The sequence below is a fragment of the Craurococcus roseus genome, assembly GCF_039523795.1.
Lineage (GTDB): Bacteria > Pseudomonadota > Alphaproteobacteria > Acetobacterales > Acetobacteraceae > Craurococcus > Craurococcus roseus.
The window spans coordinates 7,527-21,915 of sequence record NZ_BAAAFZ010000065.1 but is presented as its reverse complement, the minus strand read 5'-3'; the positions used below and the strand labels follow the sequence as shown (position 1 = coordinate 21,915).

Annotated in this window: 14 protein-coding genes; 7 read left to right on the top strand and 7 right to left on the bottom strand. The window is 74.2% G+C overall.

Annotation, left to right across the window (positions count from 1 at the left end):
* Window positions 1–106 precede the first annotated feature (106 nt).
* Window positions 107–1,726, bottom strand: coding sequence for an ABC transporter substrate-binding protein (locus ABD067_RS20235; protein ID WP_343897197.1), 1,620 nt, complete (start codon window positions 1,724–1,726; stop codon window positions 107–109).
* A 617-nt stretch (window positions 1,727–2,343) separates the two neighbouring features.
* On the opposite strand from ABD067_RS20235, the gene ABD067_RS20230 reads away from it, so the two are divergent.
* The gene (locus ABD067_RS20230; protein ID WP_343897196.1) at window positions 2,344–2,820 is read left to right on the top strand and encodes a hypothetical protein; all 477 of its coding nucleotides are present in this window, start codon (window positions 2,344–2,346) and stop codon (window positions 2,818–2,820) included.
* Between the two features lie 4 nt (window positions 2,821–2,824).
* Here ABD067_RS20230 and ABD067_RS20225 read toward each other — a convergent pair whose 3' ends face one another.
* Window positions 2,825–3,571, bottom strand: a complete 747-nt coding sequence (locus tag ABD067_RS20225) for a class I SAM-dependent methyltransferase (protein ID WP_343897195.1) — start codon at window positions 3,569–3,571, stop codon at window positions 2,825–2,827.
* A gap of 57 nt (window positions 3,572–3,628) precedes the next feature.
* Here ABD067_RS20225 and gloB point away from each other — a divergent pair, with 57 nt between their 5' ends.
* The 5 genes from gloB to ABD067_RS20200 all read left to right on the top strand — a co-directional run bounded on the left by gloB (window position 3,629) and on the right by ABD067_RS20200 (window position 8,077).
* Window positions 3,629–4,357: a hydroxyacylglutathione hydrolase gene (gloB, locus tag ABD067_RS20220; RefSeq protein ID WP_343897194.1), complete on the top strand. Its 729-nt coding sequence runs from the start codon at window positions 3,629–3,631 to the stop codon at window positions 4,355–4,357.
* Window positions 4,358–4,376: 19 nt separating this feature from the next.
* A complete protein-coding gene (locus tag ABD067_RS20215; RefSeq protein WP_343897193.1) occupies window positions 4,377–4,979 on the top strand; it encodes a glutathione S-transferase N-terminal domain-containing protein in 603 nt (200 codons plus the stop codon).
* A 113-nt stretch (window positions 4,980–5,092) separates the two neighbouring features.
* Entirely contained in the window at window positions 5,093–6,805 is a 1,713-nt protein-coding gene (locus ABD067_RS20210) for a DUF2491 family protein (protein ID WP_343897192.1), read from the top strand.
* A 21-nt stretch (window positions 6,806–6,826) separates the two neighbouring features.
* Window positions 6,827–7,243: a DUF350 domain-containing protein gene (locus ABD067_RS20205; protein ID WP_343897191.1), complete on the top strand. Its 417-nt coding sequence runs from the start codon at window positions 6,827–6,829 to the stop codon at window positions 7,241–7,243.
* Between the two features lie 27 nt (window positions 7,244–7,270).
* Window positions 7,271–8,077 (top strand): hypothetical protein, encoded by an 807-nt coding sequence (locus tag ABD067_RS20200; protein WP_343897190.1) that lies wholly within the window; start codon window positions 7,271–7,273, stop codon window positions 8,075–8,077.
* Between the two features lie 415 nt (window positions 8,078–8,492).
* Here ABD067_RS20200 and ABD067_RS20195 read toward each other — a convergent pair whose 3' ends face one another.
* From ABD067_RS20195 to ABD067_RS20180, 4 genes are all read right to left on the bottom strand, one after another.
* Window positions 8,493–8,810: a hypothetical protein gene (locus ABD067_RS20195; RefSeq protein WP_343897189.1), complete on the bottom strand. Its 318-nt coding sequence runs from the start codon at window positions 8,808–8,810 to the stop codon at window positions 8,493–8,495.
* A gap of 205 nt (window positions 8,811–9,015) precedes the next feature.
* Window positions 9,016–9,990: a S1C family serine protease gene (locus ABD067_RS20190; RefSeq protein WP_343897188.1), complete on the bottom strand. Its 975-nt coding sequence runs from the start codon at window positions 9,988–9,990 to the stop codon at window positions 9,016–9,018.
* A 132-nt stretch (window positions 9,991–10,122) separates the two neighbouring features.
* The gene (locus ABD067_RS20185) at window positions 10,123–10,671 is read right to left on the bottom strand and encodes a hypothetical protein (RefSeq protein ID WP_343897187.1); all 549 of its coding nucleotides are present in this window, start codon (window positions 10,669–10,671) and stop codon (window positions 10,123–10,125) included.
* Between the two features lie 338 nt (window positions 10,672–11,009).
* Window positions 11,010–11,924 (bottom strand): fumarylacetoacetate hydrolase family protein, encoded by a 915-nt coding sequence (locus ABD067_RS20180; RefSeq protein ID WP_343897186.1) that lies wholly within the window; start codon window positions 11,922–11,924, stop codon window positions 11,010–11,012.
* A gap of 191 nt (window positions 11,925–12,115) precedes the next feature.
* Here ABD067_RS20180 and ABD067_RS20175 point away from each other — a divergent pair, with 191 nt between their 5' ends.
* Complete coding sequence (locus ABD067_RS20175) at window positions 12,116–13,093, top strand: LGFP repeat-containing protein (RefSeq protein WP_343897185.1); 978 nt, start codon at window positions 12,116–12,118, stop codon at window positions 13,091–13,093.
* Window positions 13,094–13,119: 26 nt separating this feature from the next.
* Here the strand turns inward: ABD067_RS20175 and ABD067_RS20170 are convergent.
* Window positions 13,120–14,389, bottom strand: a 1,270-nt coding sequence (locus ABD067_RS20170; RefSeq protein ID WP_343897184.1) for a hydantoinase/oxoprolinase family protein, incomplete at its 5' end; no start/stop codon positions are given.

The following is a 14,389-nucleotide window of genomic DNA, read 5'->3' as shown; positions in this document are numbered from 1 at the left end:
ATGGCGTTCCCTCCTTGCGGCCCCGCCGCCGCTCGCGGCGGGCCTCCCCGGCCGGAGGGTGGCACGCGGGGCGGCGGCGGGCACGGCCCTTTTCGCCGCGTCGCCGTCAGCCGAGCGTGGTCAGGTCCTGGAACCAGTGCTGCGCCTGGGTGTAGCCGCGGACGCCGCGGCCCAACGCCCGCGGGTTGGTGTCGTGGACCACGAACACCCAGAGCGCCTCGTTCACCGCCTTTTCGTGTACGCGGCGCATGATGGCGTCCTGCTCCGCGGTGTCGAAGGAGGTCGTCGCGGCGTCGAGCATCTTGTCCATCTCGGGGTCGCGGTAGTGGGACCAGTTCACGCCGGTCGGCGCGATCTGGTTGGAGTGGAAGAAGCGGATGAAGGCGTAGAGCGGGTCGCTCGTGAGATAGGCGACGTTGTTGGCGGTGACGTTGCCGCCGCGCGCGATCTCGCCGGCCGCGCCCTGGCGCCAGCAGGTGTAGAGGACTTCCAGCTCCACCGTCTGGAACTCCACGGCGATGCCGACCTCGCGCCAGGCGGACTGGACGTACTCGTTCATCGGCAGCGACTGCATCTGGCCGCTGCCGCCGGTGGGGATGATGAACTTCGTCCGCAGCGGGTTGCGCGGGCCGTAGCCGGCGTCGGCCACCAGCTTGCGGGCGGCGTCCACGTCCGTCCTCACCTGGAATTCGGGGCGGCCGAACCAGGGGGAGGCGGGGTCCACCACGCCGGCGGCGGGTTTGGCGAGGCCGTTGAGGAGGGCCACCACCTCGTCGCGGTTGATGGCGAGGTTGGCGGCGCGGCGCAGGCGGATGTCGCGCCAGGGCGAGCCTTCGAGCAGCGACAGGTGGTAGTTCCAGACGTGCGGGGTGACGTTCTGGACGAGGCGCGCGCCGGAGGCTTGCAGGCGCGGCAGCAGGTCGGGCGCCGGCGTCTCGATGACGTCCACCTGGCCGGTGAGGAGGGCGTTGGTGCGCGTCACCGCCTCGGGGGCGCAGACCAGCACGACGCGGTCGGCCTTGGGCGTCCGCGCCGGGTTCCAATACGCCGTGTTCTTCACCAGTTCGGCGCGCTCGCGCGGAACCAGGCGCGCAAGGCGGAAGGGGCCGGTGCCGGAGGGCTCCTGCGCGAAGCGGTCCCAGTTGCGGCCGACCTTCTCGTATTGCGCGGGGGAGGAGATGAGGAACCAGAGCATCTGGTAAGGGAAGAAGCTGTCCACCGCCTTGGTGGTCACCTCGACCGTCATGGCGTCGAGCTTGCGCCAGGAGGCGACGGAGGGGAGGCGGGGGCGGACCTGGGCGGCCTGGCGGTTGTCGAAGTGCGGCGCTTGCCCGTTCAGGACCTTCTCGAAATTCCAGACCACGGCGTCGGCGTCGAAGGCGCTGCCGTCGTGGAAGCGGACGCCGTCGCGGAGCTTGAAGACCCAGCGGCGGCGGTCGGCGGGGTCGGCCTCCCAGAAGGTGGCGAGGCCGGGGACGAGCTTCCCGGGGCGGTCGGCGACGTCCATCTCCCAGGCGACCAGCGGGTCGTAGAGGGTGTGGCCGGTGAACTGGTAAGCGCCGGCGCCGCGATCGGGCTGGCCGGTGGTCTGGGGGATGTCGGCCATGGAGATGCCGTAGCGGACCACCCGCTCCGCCCCTTGCGCGCTTGTTGGGCGGAACGCCGCATCGGCGGGCACGGCCGCTGCGCCGGAAGCGGCGAGCAGGGCGCGGCGGGACAGGGGCATGGCGTGGTCCTCCCGGGTCTTCGTGCCGCCGGCGAAGCAAGCGGCGTGCCGGGGCGGGCGGGGCGCTTTGCGGCATTCGGACGAAGCGCCGTGGACGCGGCGGGCCCTTGCAGCATTCGGACCAATGGGCGACCGGGGCGGCGCGCGGTTGCCGCTTTTGAATGAGTGGGGGAGCAGGGGTGGAGCAGGGCGCCAGCGGGCCAACGGGAAGCCGGCATCCGTCGGGCGCGTGTTGCCCGGCATCGGTGAGGGGAGCCAGCGGTCGGACGGGATTTGGTGGCGGGGCATCGCCTGCCTTCGGGCAGACAAACTAGAGTATAGCAAGAACTGCAAACTCGTGCACTGGTTGAGAGGCGGCTTGGCGCCTTTGCGCGTGCTGCTTTGATCGGATGCTTCGGCGACCTTTGAACCAATGGCGCGCTCTGGCCCGTTGGGCCTCTACCTGGGCGGCTGTGCCCGGGTGCGTGGCACCGGCGCGGGTACGGCGGAAACCTCCTTCTACCCGGTGGTCTCGGAGGCGCTGAACGCGGTGGGCAGCGCTTTGCGGCCCAAGGTGTTCCCGCTCCTCCGCCGCGCCCGGCGCCCGCCTTGCCGCGCTGCTCGACGCCGATACGCCCGTGCCCGGCGTCACCTCCGGCGCGCTTGACCCCGCGCTGGCGGTCATTGGCGTCCCCTCCACGCGTGCCGTCGCGGCGAGGGATTGGCACCTTTCCGGCTGGGGCCACCGCAGCGACAAAGGCGTGACCATGCCTGGCCGCGGCCTGACGACCGCGCGGGACTACGCCCCGGACGAGGCCGCGGCCGCGGCCCACGCCGCGCTGGTCGGCGCCGGCACGGTGGACGTCGGCATGAACGGCGCGAGCTTCTGGCGGAACGTCCCGGAGCGCGTGTGGGAGGCGCACATCGGCGGCTGCCAAGTGCTCAAGAAGCGGCTGTCCTACCGCGGCCGCTCCAACCTCGACCGGCCGTTGACGGGCGAGGAGGTTTCGCACGTCCAGGCCACCGCGCGCCGCCTCGCCGCCATCCTGTTGATGGGGCCGGACCTCGACGCCAGCTTCCGCGCCTGCGCCGCCGCCCACGCGCCTTCGGGGTGAAGGGTCAGACCCGCTCCGTCGCGGCGGCCGTCGCCGCCACCCGCCGGCGCAGCGGCCGCGCCACCACCGCCTCGGCCGCGGCCGGCGCCGGGATGGCGGCGAACATGTCCTTCCCCGCTTCCAGCAGGGTGACGCCGGCGAAGCGGGGGAACACGCGCGGCCCGACCCGCTCCCAGCCCTCGGCGCTGCGCAGCAGCAGGCGCGCGCGGAACGGCGGCACGAACAGGGCGGCGCCGCGGCGCTCCACGCTGAACATCTGCCGCCGCAGCAGCCGTTCGAGCTGGCCGGGCGAGTAGGGCTGGCCGTGGCCGAAGGGCGTGCGCTCCAGTTGCGCCCAGAAGGAGAGGCGGTTGGGCGCCGCCACCAGCAGCCGCCCGTCGTCCTTCAGCACGCGCCACGCCTCGCGCAGCAGGCGACGGGCGTTCTCCGTGGTTTCGAGCCCGTGGACCAGCAAGATGCGGTCGAAGGACAGGTCGGGGAAGGGGAGCGCGTCGTCCTCGGCGACGGCGGTGCGGCACGCGGCCTTGCGCGGCCAGCGCCAGCGCGGCAGGTGCGGCGGCACCACGGCGACGCAGCGCGCCGCTTCGACGCGCCACAGGCGGAGGAAGGGGCTGGCGTAGCCGAGGCCCAGCACGGACTGCCCGGGGAGCTTCGGCCAGAAGGCGCGCAGGCGCTCGCGCAGCAGCCGGGCGGCCACCAAGCCGGTCGGGGTCGCGTAGAATCCTTCGAGGCCGAGGTTCTCGTCCCGCATGGGCGGGATATAGACCGCCGAGGCCCCGGTTGGACGGGGCGGGAAGGGAACCTGTCCATGCCGCTTGCGATCCGAGCCATACCGTGTCTTTCCGACAACTACATCTGGCTGCTGCGGGACGAGGCGACCGGGGCGGTGGCGGTCTGCGACCCCGGCGAGGCCGGGCCGGCGGCGGCGGCGCTCCGGGAGGGGGGCGGGCGGCTGGACCTGATCCTGCTCACCCACCACCACGGGGACCACGTCGGCGGGGTGGAGGAGCTGAAGCGGGCGTTCGGCGGCCAGGTGGTGGGCAACGAGGCGGACGCGCGCCGGCTGCCGCCGCTCGACGTGGCGGTGCGGCCAGGGGGCACCGTGGAGTTCGGCGACAGCCGGGCGGAGGTGATCGACACGCCGGGCCACACGCGCGGGCACATCGCCTTCAACTTCAAGGGCGGCGACGTGCTGCTCTGCGGCGACACGCTGTTCTCGCTCGGTTGCGGCCGGCTCCTGGAAGGCACGGCGGCCGAGATGTTCCGCTCGCTCCAGGCGCTGAACGCCCTGCCGGGTGAGACGCTGGTGTGCTGCGGGCACGAGTACACGGAAAGCAACGCCCGCTTCGCGCTTTCGGTGGACGGTGGCAACGCGGCGCTGCGGGCCATGGCGGAGGCGGCCGCGGCCCTGCGGCGCGACGGCAAGCCCACCGTGCCGACGACCTTGGCGCGGGAGCGCGAGGCGAACCCCTTCCTCCGCGCCCCGGACGCGGCCCGGCTTGCCGAGCTGCGGTCGGCGAAGGACAGTTTCCGCTGACACCGGGAAGGGAAACGCCGTGCGCCTCAATCACTCCGCCGCCAGCCCCTACGTCCGCAAGGTCATGGCCTGCGCCATCGCGCGCGGGATCGACGGGCGCCTGGAGAAGCTGACGACCAACCCGCACCAGTCGCCGCCGGAGCTGCTCGGGGTGAACCCGCTGTCCAAGGTGCCGGCGCTGCTGCTGGGCGACGGGACGGCGCTCTACGACAGCCCGGTGATCTGCGAGTACCTCGACGGCGTGGGCGACGCGCCGCCGTTGTTCCCGGCCGCGGGGCCGGCGCGGTGGAAGGCGCTGCGGCAGCAGGCGCTGGGGGACGGCATCATGGACGCTTCCGTGCCGCGGCGGCGCGAGATGGGCTTCCCGCCGGACGAGGGGCGGGCGGCGTTCATCGACCGGCAGCGGGAAACCGTGGCGCGCGTGGTGGACGCGCTGGAAAAGGAGGCCGGGACCTTCGGCGAGCTGGGGACGGTCGGCGAGATCGCGGTCGGCTGCGCGCTCGGCTACCTCGACTTCCGCTTCGCCGCCGAGCCCTGGCGGCCGGGGCACGACCGGCTGGCGGCGTGGTACGCGCGGGTGTCGGAGCTGCCGCCCTTGGCACGGACCGTGCCGGTGGGCTGACCCGGCGTCGAATCGGGTCGGTTCGGTCCGGTGCAACGTCCGGCCTCCCCTGTCGTTGAAGGAGCGAACGGCGGGGGAGAGGCGCGCGACGCGCGCCCACGACAGCACGATTCATGCCTAGACGCCGCGCCCATCTCTGCGCCTTGCTGCTGCTCGCCGCGCCGGTCCTGGCGCCGGTGCCCCCGGTTGCGACCGTCGCCTTGTTGGCGGGCGCGACGGAGGCAGCGGCGCAGCAGAGGGCGCGGTCCTCGGGCGGTTACGCGCGGCCTTCGGCACCGCGCTCGCGGACGCCCTCTGTCGGGCGCGGCGGCGGATGGGGCGCGGCCCCGCGCACGCCCTCCGTGGGGGGCGGGTATTCGCGCCCGGGGGCGTCCTACGGGCGGGGGCCGTCCTCCTACGGGTACGGGTCGTCGGGGGACCGCGCGTTGTCGCGGCAGGGCTCGGGCTCGGCGTTGGAGCGGTACCGCGCGCAGTCGGACGCGGCGCGACGGCAGCGGGAAGCGCCGCCCGCGGTCCGATTGCCGCCGCCGTCGGCGGGCACGACGGGGCGCGAGCGCTGGGGGTTGCCGCCGGCGCGGCCCCGCTACGATTACCGCCCGGACTACGGCCGCGGCTACGGGACGGACTGGTACCGCGACCGCGGCTGGTCCGCGCCGGGCGGCGGGGTGTTCGGCGGCCTGGGCGGGCGTTCCTTCGGCGTCTGGGACGGGCTCTTCCTCGGCTACCTGCTCAACAACCTGACGCGCCCGGGCTCGGTCGACTTCTTCCGCAACCACCAGGACGACCCGGGCGTCCGCCAATGGCGGGAAGAGGCCGAGCGGCAGGCGCAGGACAACGCCGAACTGCGCGAGCGGCTGGACCGCCTGGACCGGGAACTCGCGCAGCAGCGGGACGGGCAAGGGCAGCAGCCAGCGCCGCGCGACCCGAACTACCTTCCGCCCGACGTGCCGCCGGAAGTGGCCCTGGCGCCGGGGCCGAGCAACGACGCCCGAACCCCGACCACGGCGCCGGCCGACGGGGGCGACGGCGCCGGCTTCGGTCTGTGGCTGCCCGTGCTCGTCGTGGGCGGCGCCGGGCTCGCCTTCCTGTCGTTCCGGCGGGGGAGGCAGCAGGGCGGTGGCACCGGAACGGGAGGGACGGGCGTGAAGGGACCGTTGGGCAGCGCCGGCGCGATGCTGCGCCACAAGCTTTCGGGCGAGCGCTATTCGCCGTCCCTTTACCGCGTCGGCATGACCGTGACCGCGGACCCGACGCCCTTCATCCTCGCCGGGGACGCGATCAAGGTGCCGCCGCCCGTGCCGCCCGGCTCGGCGGCCGGCAGCGGGCGCGTCAGCATCGCCGAGGTGGGCCGGGTGGAGGGCGGCGCGGTGGATTTCGTGCGCCTTCACCTGCCGGAGCGGCGCGGCTTCTTCCAGATCCACGCGGGCGCGGACGGCCGACCGGACGAGTGCCGCTTCTTCGCGCCGATCGACGAGGTGTCGCCGGCGAGCGCGGAGGAATGGGGCGCGTGGCTCGACCCGAACGAGGGCATGATCGGCTGGCCGGAGTTCCAAACCAAGGACGGCAAGCTCTACGGCCGCGCCTGGGTGCCGGGCGAGGCGCGCGTGGCGCCGCTGCCGCTGGTGGAGACGATCGAGGCCGCGGCGGGCGGCGCGCCGCGCACCGTGCGCAGCCAGGCGATGCTCTACGCCGCGCCGACCGGGGCGCCGGAGCCGGCGCCGCCCGTCGAATACATCCTGGTGTCGGCGGTGGAGGCGGAGGGGCAGGCCTGGGTGGAGATCGCCGCGGGCATCGACGTGAACCCGGCGACGCTCTCGCTCGCCTGACGGACCCGAGAAGGAGAAGGCATGGAGGAGGGCGTCATCGTCATCTTGACCAGGGGCTTGCCGGTGCTGCTGTTGCAGTTCTCGGTGACGCTGGCGCTGCTCGCCGTGGGGGTGGCCTGCTACAACGCGATCACGCCCTTCCACGAGCTGGGGCTGGTGCGCGAGGGGAACACGGCGGCCGGCATCGTGCTGGGCGGCAGCTTCGTGTCGTTGGCCATCCCGCTGGCGGCGACGCTGGCGACGAGCCTGGTCACGCTGGACATACTGATCTGGGGCGTCGTCGCGCTGCTCTTGCAGCTCCTGGCGTTCGCCGCCGCCGCGCGGCTGATACCGGGGCTGCGCGCCATGATCGAAGCGAACAACACCGCCGCGGCCTGCATGCTGGTGGGCATCCAGGTCGCGGTGGCGCTGCTCAACGCCGGCGCGATGGCCGGCTGATCCGACACGCAGAGAGGAGGCTCCAACATGCTCGCATTCTTCCGCAACCTCGTCGGGGTGAAGAGGGACCAGGCCGTCACCAGCGCGGTGGAGGCCATCGTCCGCTGGGACCCGCAATCGGCGACCGAGGCCGAACTGCGCACCATGGAGCAGCACCTGGACGAGCTGGGCCGGCAGGTGGCGCAGGCGCGCATCGCCTACGACAAGGAGCGCAAGGAGGCCGAGGCTATCCAGGCGCTCTCCCGCCAGCGCATGGCCGCCGCCGAGCAACTCCAGGGCCGCATGGAGATGGAAGCGGACCCCGCCAAGAAGGCGGAGCTGGAGCGCAGCCTCGCCACCCTGGTCGGGATGCTGGAAAGCATGGCGCCGGAGATCCAGCGGGAGGAGGAGGACGCCAAGGACGCCGGCGACTTCCTGCGCTCCCTGGAGGAGACCTACGAGCAGGCCGGGCAGAAGCTGAAGTCGGCGCGCTCTGAACTGGACCGGGCGCAGCGCGACATGGGCCGCGCGGCGCAGCAGCGCGAGACCGCCGAACGCCGCGCCGAAGCGTCGCGGCAGGCGGCGGGCCTTTCCAAGGCGACCAGCGGCTTGAGCGTGGCGTTGAAGGCGATGCAGGAGAACGCGGAGCGCGACCTGGCGCAGGCGGAGGCCGCCAACGCCAAGGCGAAGCTGCTGGCGCCGACCCGGCCGGAGAAGGACGACCCGCACATCGCCGCGGCGATGAACGCGGTGACGGGCGCCGGCGCGCCGCAGGGCAGCCTGTCCGACCGCTTGGCCGCGCTGCGGAAGCGCAGCGGCGAGCCGCCGCGCTTGCAAGCGCCGTCGCCGGTCTGATCGGAAGCCGCGGCGCCGCGCAGCGCGCCGCCTCCCGGGAGGCGGCCGAAAGGCGTGGCGGCACCCTCGAACGGCGGCGACTCGTCGGCGTCGTTCGGGCCACCCGCCGGTGCGTCCGTCAGCCAAGCGACGCGCGCGAGGGGCCGCCCGCGGGGCGAGCCGCGGCGGCGGCGGTAAGGTCCCGAGGGCTGCGGGTCGCTCGGCGGGTGTCGGCCGGAGGCGAGGGGCGGCGCATTGCGGGCCGCCGAACGCCGATGCACTAGCGCATCATCGGGCCGAGTCCCGCGGCGTCCACGGGGGCGACACGTGGGGCGGCAAGCCTTTCCATGTCGCCGGGTCCGTTCGATCGCGCGTCCGGGGGCTGTTTGCGCTCGCGGGCGCGGGTGGGCGGCACTCCGGGCCGCCCACCCGCCCTTCAGTTGCAGCTATCCGCCGCGCCGCCGGGCGCGATTCGGCGGGACCGGTCGCCGACGCCGCTCCCCGTGCCACGCCCTGCGTAGGTGATTTGACGGTCTCCCCCTCCCGTGGTGCCGAGGCTCGCCACGCCGCTGCTGGCGTCCGGACAGCCCGCGCCCGCCCGCTCGCGGGACGCCGTGGAAAGCGGGTCCGCGGCGCTGCCGGCGCCGGTGCCGGCCATGGGCGTTGGCGCCTGCGCCTGGGGCCGCGGTGCGGGCGCGCAGGCGACGAGCGCAACCCCAGCGACGAAGACGATCGGCTTGAAGCGGAGTGGCATGCCCGTGCTCCTCGGCATCTGGTTGCCTAGGGAGTCTGGACTGCCGCCGCAGTGTCGGGTTGAGCCACATCAACGGATGGCATTTCAGCCGCGCGCTTCGCGGGTTCGTGAATGATGTGCGGGAACTTTCCATGAGCCAGAGATTCGCCGAAACGCCCGCGAGTGCCTCCTCCATGCCGCGGAAAGGCCTTAGGCCGCAGCTGCCTCAGTGCAGCCGCGGCGCCTTCAGGAACGAGCGGCGGTCGATGGAGGTGAGCACGACGTCGCGCCCCGCGCCGCGGCGGCCGAGCGAGAGGCGCACCCGGGCGCCGGCGTTGCCGCAGGCCCAGACGCCGCGCCAGAGGCTCGACAGGTCGGAAACGCGCGCGCCGGCCACCGCCAGCACGCGGTCGCCCTCCTGCACGCCCGCCTTCTGCGCCGGGCCGTTGCGGGCGACGGAGGAGACCACCACGCCCTCCTCGTCCTCCTGGGCGTAGAGGCCGAGCCAGGGCCGGGCCGGGCGGTTGGGGCGGCCGAAGGCGAGCAGGTCTTCCAGGATCGGCGGCAAGAGGTTGGCGGGGACCACCATGTTGAGGTCCACGCGCCGCCCTTTGCCGTCCTGCTGCTGCATCACCAGGGAGCCGATGCCGAGCAACTCGCCGTTCGCGCCGATCAGCCCGGCGCCGCCCCAGGACGGGTGGGCGGGGGCGGTGAAGATCGCCTCGTCCAGCATGTATTCCCAATAGCCGGCGAATTCCTGCCGAGCGGCCACCGTGCAGCGCAGCGCGTGCTTGCGGCCGCCGGCCGAGGCCAGCACCGCCACGTCGCCGGGCTGCGGGCCGGGGCCGCCGTCCACCTTCAGCGCCGGCAGGTCGAGGCGGCCGAGGGCTTGGATCAGGCCGAAGCCGGTCTCGAAGTCGTAGGCGAGGGCGTGGCCGGGGATGGCGCGGCCGTCCTGGGTGGTGAGCCACACGGTCTCGGCCTCGGTGACGAGGTAGCCGATGGTGAGCACCAGCCCGTCCGGACGGATCACCACGCCGCTGCCCGCGCGCTCGGTGCCGAGCGTCTGGGCGGTGAAGGCGTCGGGCGGCGTCATGCACTTCACCGCCACCACCGAACGGAGCGCCTCGTCCAGGTCGAAGGCGTGGTCGGCCGGGCTCGGCTGAAGGTCCGGGGGGATTTCCCACTCGCTGGTCGCCATGCCGCGCTCTCTGCTCCCGAGGGTGGGGTTTGCGCAAGGTGCCGCACGCAGTATCGCGCGGGACCGCGGCCCCGCCAACGCGCCCGGCGCGGACGCCGCGCCGGGGAAAGGGCTGTCTGGCCGGCGGGCCGGTCAGCGGCGCGGCGGCTCCTGCATGGGGCCTTGGCCGGACGCGGCGGGCGATGGGGCCGACGAGGCGCCCGTGCCCGCGCCACCGCCCTGCCGCGCCGCCGCCTCGCGCAGCTTGCCCAGCGCGGCGTGAGCCTCGCGAGCCGCCGTCACCGCTTGGTCCGGCGGGGTTTGGCCGACGCGCATGGCCTCCACCGCGCGGCGGAAGGTCCGGTCGGCGTCGGCGTAGGGGCCGCTGGCGCCGCGCATCTCCTCGGGGGCGCCGCTCTGCATCGCCTGCCAAGCCGCCTGGGTGGCGTCCATCAGTTGCTGCTGGCCGGGCGGCATGGCGCCGGCCTGGGTGCGGCCGGCGCCGCCCTGCGCCTGCTCGATCGCCCGGCCGAGGCGCGCTTCCGTGTCGCGCAACTGGGTGGCGTAGGCGTTCTCCGCCGCCGCGCCGCCGCCCGCCGCGGGGGCCTGCTGCTGCTGCTGCTGTTGCGCGGCGGCCGGGTCCGCCGCCAGCAGGAAGGCCGCCAAAGCGCCGCACGCCGCGAAGCCGTACCCGAACCGCATCACACCCTGATCTCCTGGAAAAGACGGGGCGCCAACGCTGCCCGGCCGTCGCGGGTTGCCGCGGGAGCGGCGCTGGGGAGGGCGGCAGGAGCCGCGCGGGCCGGCCTCGCCCCATCGGGTTGCGGATGCCGTCTCGTCCGGCGCCGCCGAACGCCGGCCAGGAGGGCCGGGCGATGCGCGGCAGCCTCGCCGCCGTGCCGCCTTCCTGGCCGCGCGGGAACGGGCCGGCCATCGCACCACCATGCTGCCCGCGCGCACGGAGCCGTGCCGCTCGCAACGCGCGGCACCAAGGGCTTCGAAGGCTGCGGGGCGGCGTCGTCGAACCCTGGGGAGGCGCCCTAGCCTCCGGCGCGCACCGTGTTCCGCAGCGTCCCGATGCCGTCGATCTCGCACTCCACGACGTCGCCGTCCTTGAGCGTGCGCGGCGGCTGCATGGCGTAGCCGACGCCCTCCGGCGTGCCGGTCATCACCACGTCGCCCGGGCGGAGGGTGAAGCCGACCGAGAGGTGGCGGATGATCTCGCGCACGTCGAAGATCATCTTGCCCGTGCGGCTGTCCTGGCGCGTCTCGCCGTTGACGCGGCAGCGGATGCCGGTGTCGAGCGCGTCCAATTCGGCGGCGGGCACGATCCAGGGGCCGAGCGGGCAGGAGCGGTCGAGCGACTTGCCCTTGAACCACTGGCCGTAGCGGCGCTGGAGGTCGCGGCCGGTGACGTCGTTGGCGACCGTCCAGCCCCAGACGTGGTCCAGCGCCCGCTCGGCCGGGATGTCTCGGCCCTCGCGGCCGATCACGACCGCCAACTCCACCTCGTAGTCGAGCCATTGGGTGGTGCCGGCGTGGTCGGGGATGGCCTCGTCCGGGCCGATGACGCACTCGGGCGCCTTGGTGAAGAACTGCGGGTATTTGGGCAGCTCGGACTTCTCGATGCCGCGGGTGCGGTCGCCCTCGGCGACGTGGTCCATGTAGTTGCGGCCGACGCAGAAGACGTTGCGGCGCGGGCGCGGGATGGGCGCGAGCAGCCGCGCCGCGCCGGCGTCGAGCACGGCGGCCGATGGCGGGTCCGCGGCGAGGGCGCGCGCGGCTTCCAGCGCCGCCGGCCCGGCCTCGATCAGCGAGAGCATGTCGGGCGCCCGCCCCGAAAGGGGGCCGGAGGGCACGGCGGCCAAGTCGAGCAGCCGCCGCCCGTCGTCGATCAGCGCGCCGGCGCGCGGCGGGCCTTTCCCGTCTTCGAACGTGACGAGCTTCGTCGCCATGGCTGGCCCCTCCGGTGGTTTTTCCTAAGCAGCGGAGCGCGTCGGGGCCGCGCTGGCAAGTGGGCGCGTGGACGGTGCTGCGGCGCACAGCCGGCTCGCAGGGAGCACCCTATTGCGTGCGCCCGCCAGCGCGGTCGGGCCGCCGCGCGCGCCGCGCCAGCGGGGGAACCCGGCCCGGGAGAAGAGGCACGATGGCCATCGCATTCGACATGGACAAGTTCGGGCGGCTGCTGACCGGATGGGACAAGAAGGACGGCAGCGCCGCGGAGTACAAGAGTTCCGGCAGCAACTACCGCACCTACAAGCCATCGGTCGCCAACACGGGCGACGGCGGCCTCTACCTGTTCACGAAGCTCGACCACATCAGGGGCATGGCGAAGGACGACCACGCGCAGATCGAGCTGACGCTGGGGCCCGACGGCCAGGCCGAGAGCTGGCGGGCCCACATGCAGATCCAGGGCAACCCGCAGTTCGACACCGGGCTCGTGACCTCGGCTGCGGCCTTCGCCGGGCCCAAGTACGCGGCCATCGCCAACGTGGCCTCGAAGGTCCTGAACAGCCTGTCCACCTTCGTCGCCCAGCAGGGCGAGCACGGCGGGCGCGCGGCCTTCCCGAACGTCGTCCAGATGAACCTCCTGCACATGGCCGATTGCGTGGAGAAGCGCTTCGCCGTGTACGGCTTCATCGGCCAAAAGTACGCCGCGCTGGGCGGCGAGTCCGGCTTCCTCGGCAAGCCCGTGACCGACGAGACGGGCACGCCGGACGGCGTGGGGCGGTTCAACCACTTCCAGGGCGGCTCGATCTACTGGACGCCGAAGACCGGCGCCTGGGAGGTCCACGGGCTGATCCGCGACAAGTGGGCGTCGATGGGTTGGGAACGGAGCTTCCTCGGCTACCCGGTGACGGACGAAACCAAGACGCCCGACGGCGTGGGGCGGTTCAACCACTTCCAGGGCGGCTCGATCTACTGGACGCCGCAAACCGGGGCGTGGGAGGTCCACGGGCTGATCCGCGAAAAGTGGGCGTCGCTCGGCTGGGAGCGGAGCGCGCTCGGCTACCCGGTGTCCGACGAGCAGGACCTGCCAGGCGGCGGCGGGAAGTTCAGCCAGTTCCAGGGCGGGCGCATCGTCTGGAAGCCGGCCACGGGCGCGCAGGTGGTCGGGGCGTAAGGGGGCCGCTCCCCGGCGGCGGCGCGTCAGCCCGCCACCGCCGGCACCGCGATGTCGAGCCAGCCGTGCGCGTCCATGCGGGCCGCGTCGCCGGGGCGGAGCAATACCGTGGTGGTCTCGCTTTCCACGACCGCGGGGCCTTCGAGCCGCTGGTCCGGGGCGAGGGCGTCGAAGCGGAACACCGGCGCTTCCGCCGGGCCTCCGTCGAGATGGACGAGGCGGCGCGCGGCCGGCGCCGCGGGCGCGCGGCCGGCGGGCGGCGCGGGCGGGGGCGTCGGCGGGAGCTTGCCGACCGCGGACACGCGGGCGTTGACCAGCACCACCTCCTCTTCCGGCAGGTCGTAGGTGAAGAGGGCGCGGTGGCGGGCGTGGAAGGCGTCGCGCACCCGCGCCGACAGGCCGGGGGAAGACCAGTCCAGGCCGTCGAGCGGCACGGCGATCTCGAACACCTGCTCGCCGTAGCGCATGTCGGCGCCGCGGCGCGCCGCGACCTCGCCGCCGAACCAGCCGGCGACGCGGGCGCGCGCTTCCGCTTCCACGCCGTCGAAGAGGGCGCGGAGCGCGGCGTCGTCCGGCAGGCCGCCGGCGGACTCCAAGGCGCTGCGCGCGATCTCGTAGCGGAGGTCGGTGTGCAGCATCCCCCAGGCGGAGAGGCCGGCGGCGAAGAGCGGCACCACGGCGCGGCGGAGGCCGAGTTCGGACGCGACGGCCGAGGCATGCAGCCCGGCGGCGCCGCCGAAGGCGAGCAGAGCGTGGTCGCGCGGGTCCACGCCGCGGCGCACGGTGGCCACCCGCACGCCGTCCGCCATGCGGGCGTTGACCAGGGCGTGGATGCCGGCGGCGCAGTCCAACGTCTCCAGGCCGAGGCGCTCCGCCAGGGACGCAACGGCGCGCTCGGCGGCGGCGCGGTCGAGCGTCTTGCGGCCGCCGAGGAAGTTGCCCGGGTCCAGGTAGCCGAGCACGAGGTTGGCGTCGGTGACGGTGGGCTCCGTGCCGCCGGCGCCGTAGCAGGCGGGGCCGGGCACCGCGCCGGCGCTGCGCGGCCCCACTTGCAGCGTGCCGCCCGGGCCGAGGTGCGCGACGGAGCCGCCGCCGGCGCCGAGCGTCACGATGTCGAGGCTCTCCAGCGCGATGCGCTCGCCCGCCACCTCGCGCCCGCGGCCGAGCGACGCCTCGCCGCCGGCGACCAGCGCGATGTCGGTGGAGGTGCCGCCCATGTCGAAGGTGACGAGGTCGGGGGCGGCGCCGCGCGCGGCGAGCGCCACCGCCGCGGCGACGCCGCCCGCCGGGCCGGAA

What these genes read in the sequence shown, in the direction of transcription:
- ABD067_RS20235 (WP_343897197.1), bottom strand. Translation starts at nt 1,726, where the DNA reads ATGCCCCTGTCCCGCCGCGCCCTGCTCGCCGCTTCCGGCGCAGCGGCC.
- ABD067_RS20225 (WP_343897195.1), bottom strand. Translation starts at nt 3,571, where the DNA reads ATGCGGGACGAGAACCTCGGCCTCGAAGGATTCTACGCGACCCCGACC.
- gloB (WP_343897194.1), top strand. Translation starts at nt 3,629, where the DNA reads ATGCCGCTTGCGATCCGAGCCATACCGTGTCTTTCCGACAACTACATC.
- ABD067_RS20210 (WP_343897192.1), top strand. Translation starts at nt 5,093, where the DNA reads ATGCCTAGACGCCGCGCCCATCTCTGCGCCTTGCTGCTGCTCGCCGCG.
- ABD067_RS20205 (WP_343897191.1), top strand. Translation starts at nt 6,827, where the DNA reads ATGGAGGAGGGCGTCATCGTCATCTTGACCAGGGGCTTGCCGGTGCTG.
- ABD067_RS20200 (WP_343897190.1), top strand. Translation starts at nt 7,271, where the DNA reads ATGCTCGCATTCTTCCGCAACCTCGTCGGGGTGAAGAGGGACCAGGCC.
- ABD067_RS20195 (WP_343897189.1), bottom strand. Translation starts at nt 8,810, where the DNA reads ATGCCACTCCGCTTCAAGCCGATCGTCTTCGTCGCTGGGGTTGCGCTC.
- ABD067_RS20190 (WP_343897188.1), bottom strand. Translation starts at nt 9,990, where the DNA reads ATGGCGACCAGCGAGTGGGAAATCCCCCCGGACCTTCAGCCGAGCCCG.
- ABD067_RS20185 (WP_343897187.1), bottom strand. Translation starts at nt 10,671, where the DNA reads ATGCGGTTCGGGTACGGCTTCGCGGCGTGCGGCGCTTTGGCGGCCTTC.
- ABD067_RS20180 (WP_343897186.1), bottom strand. Translation starts at nt 11,924, where the DNA reads ATGGCGACGAAGCTCGTCACGTTCGAAGACGGGAAAGGCCCGCCGCGC.
- ABD067_RS20175 (WP_343897185.1), top strand. Translation starts at nt 12,116, where the DNA reads ATGGCCATCGCATTCGACATGGACAAGTTCGGGCGGCTGCTGACCGGA.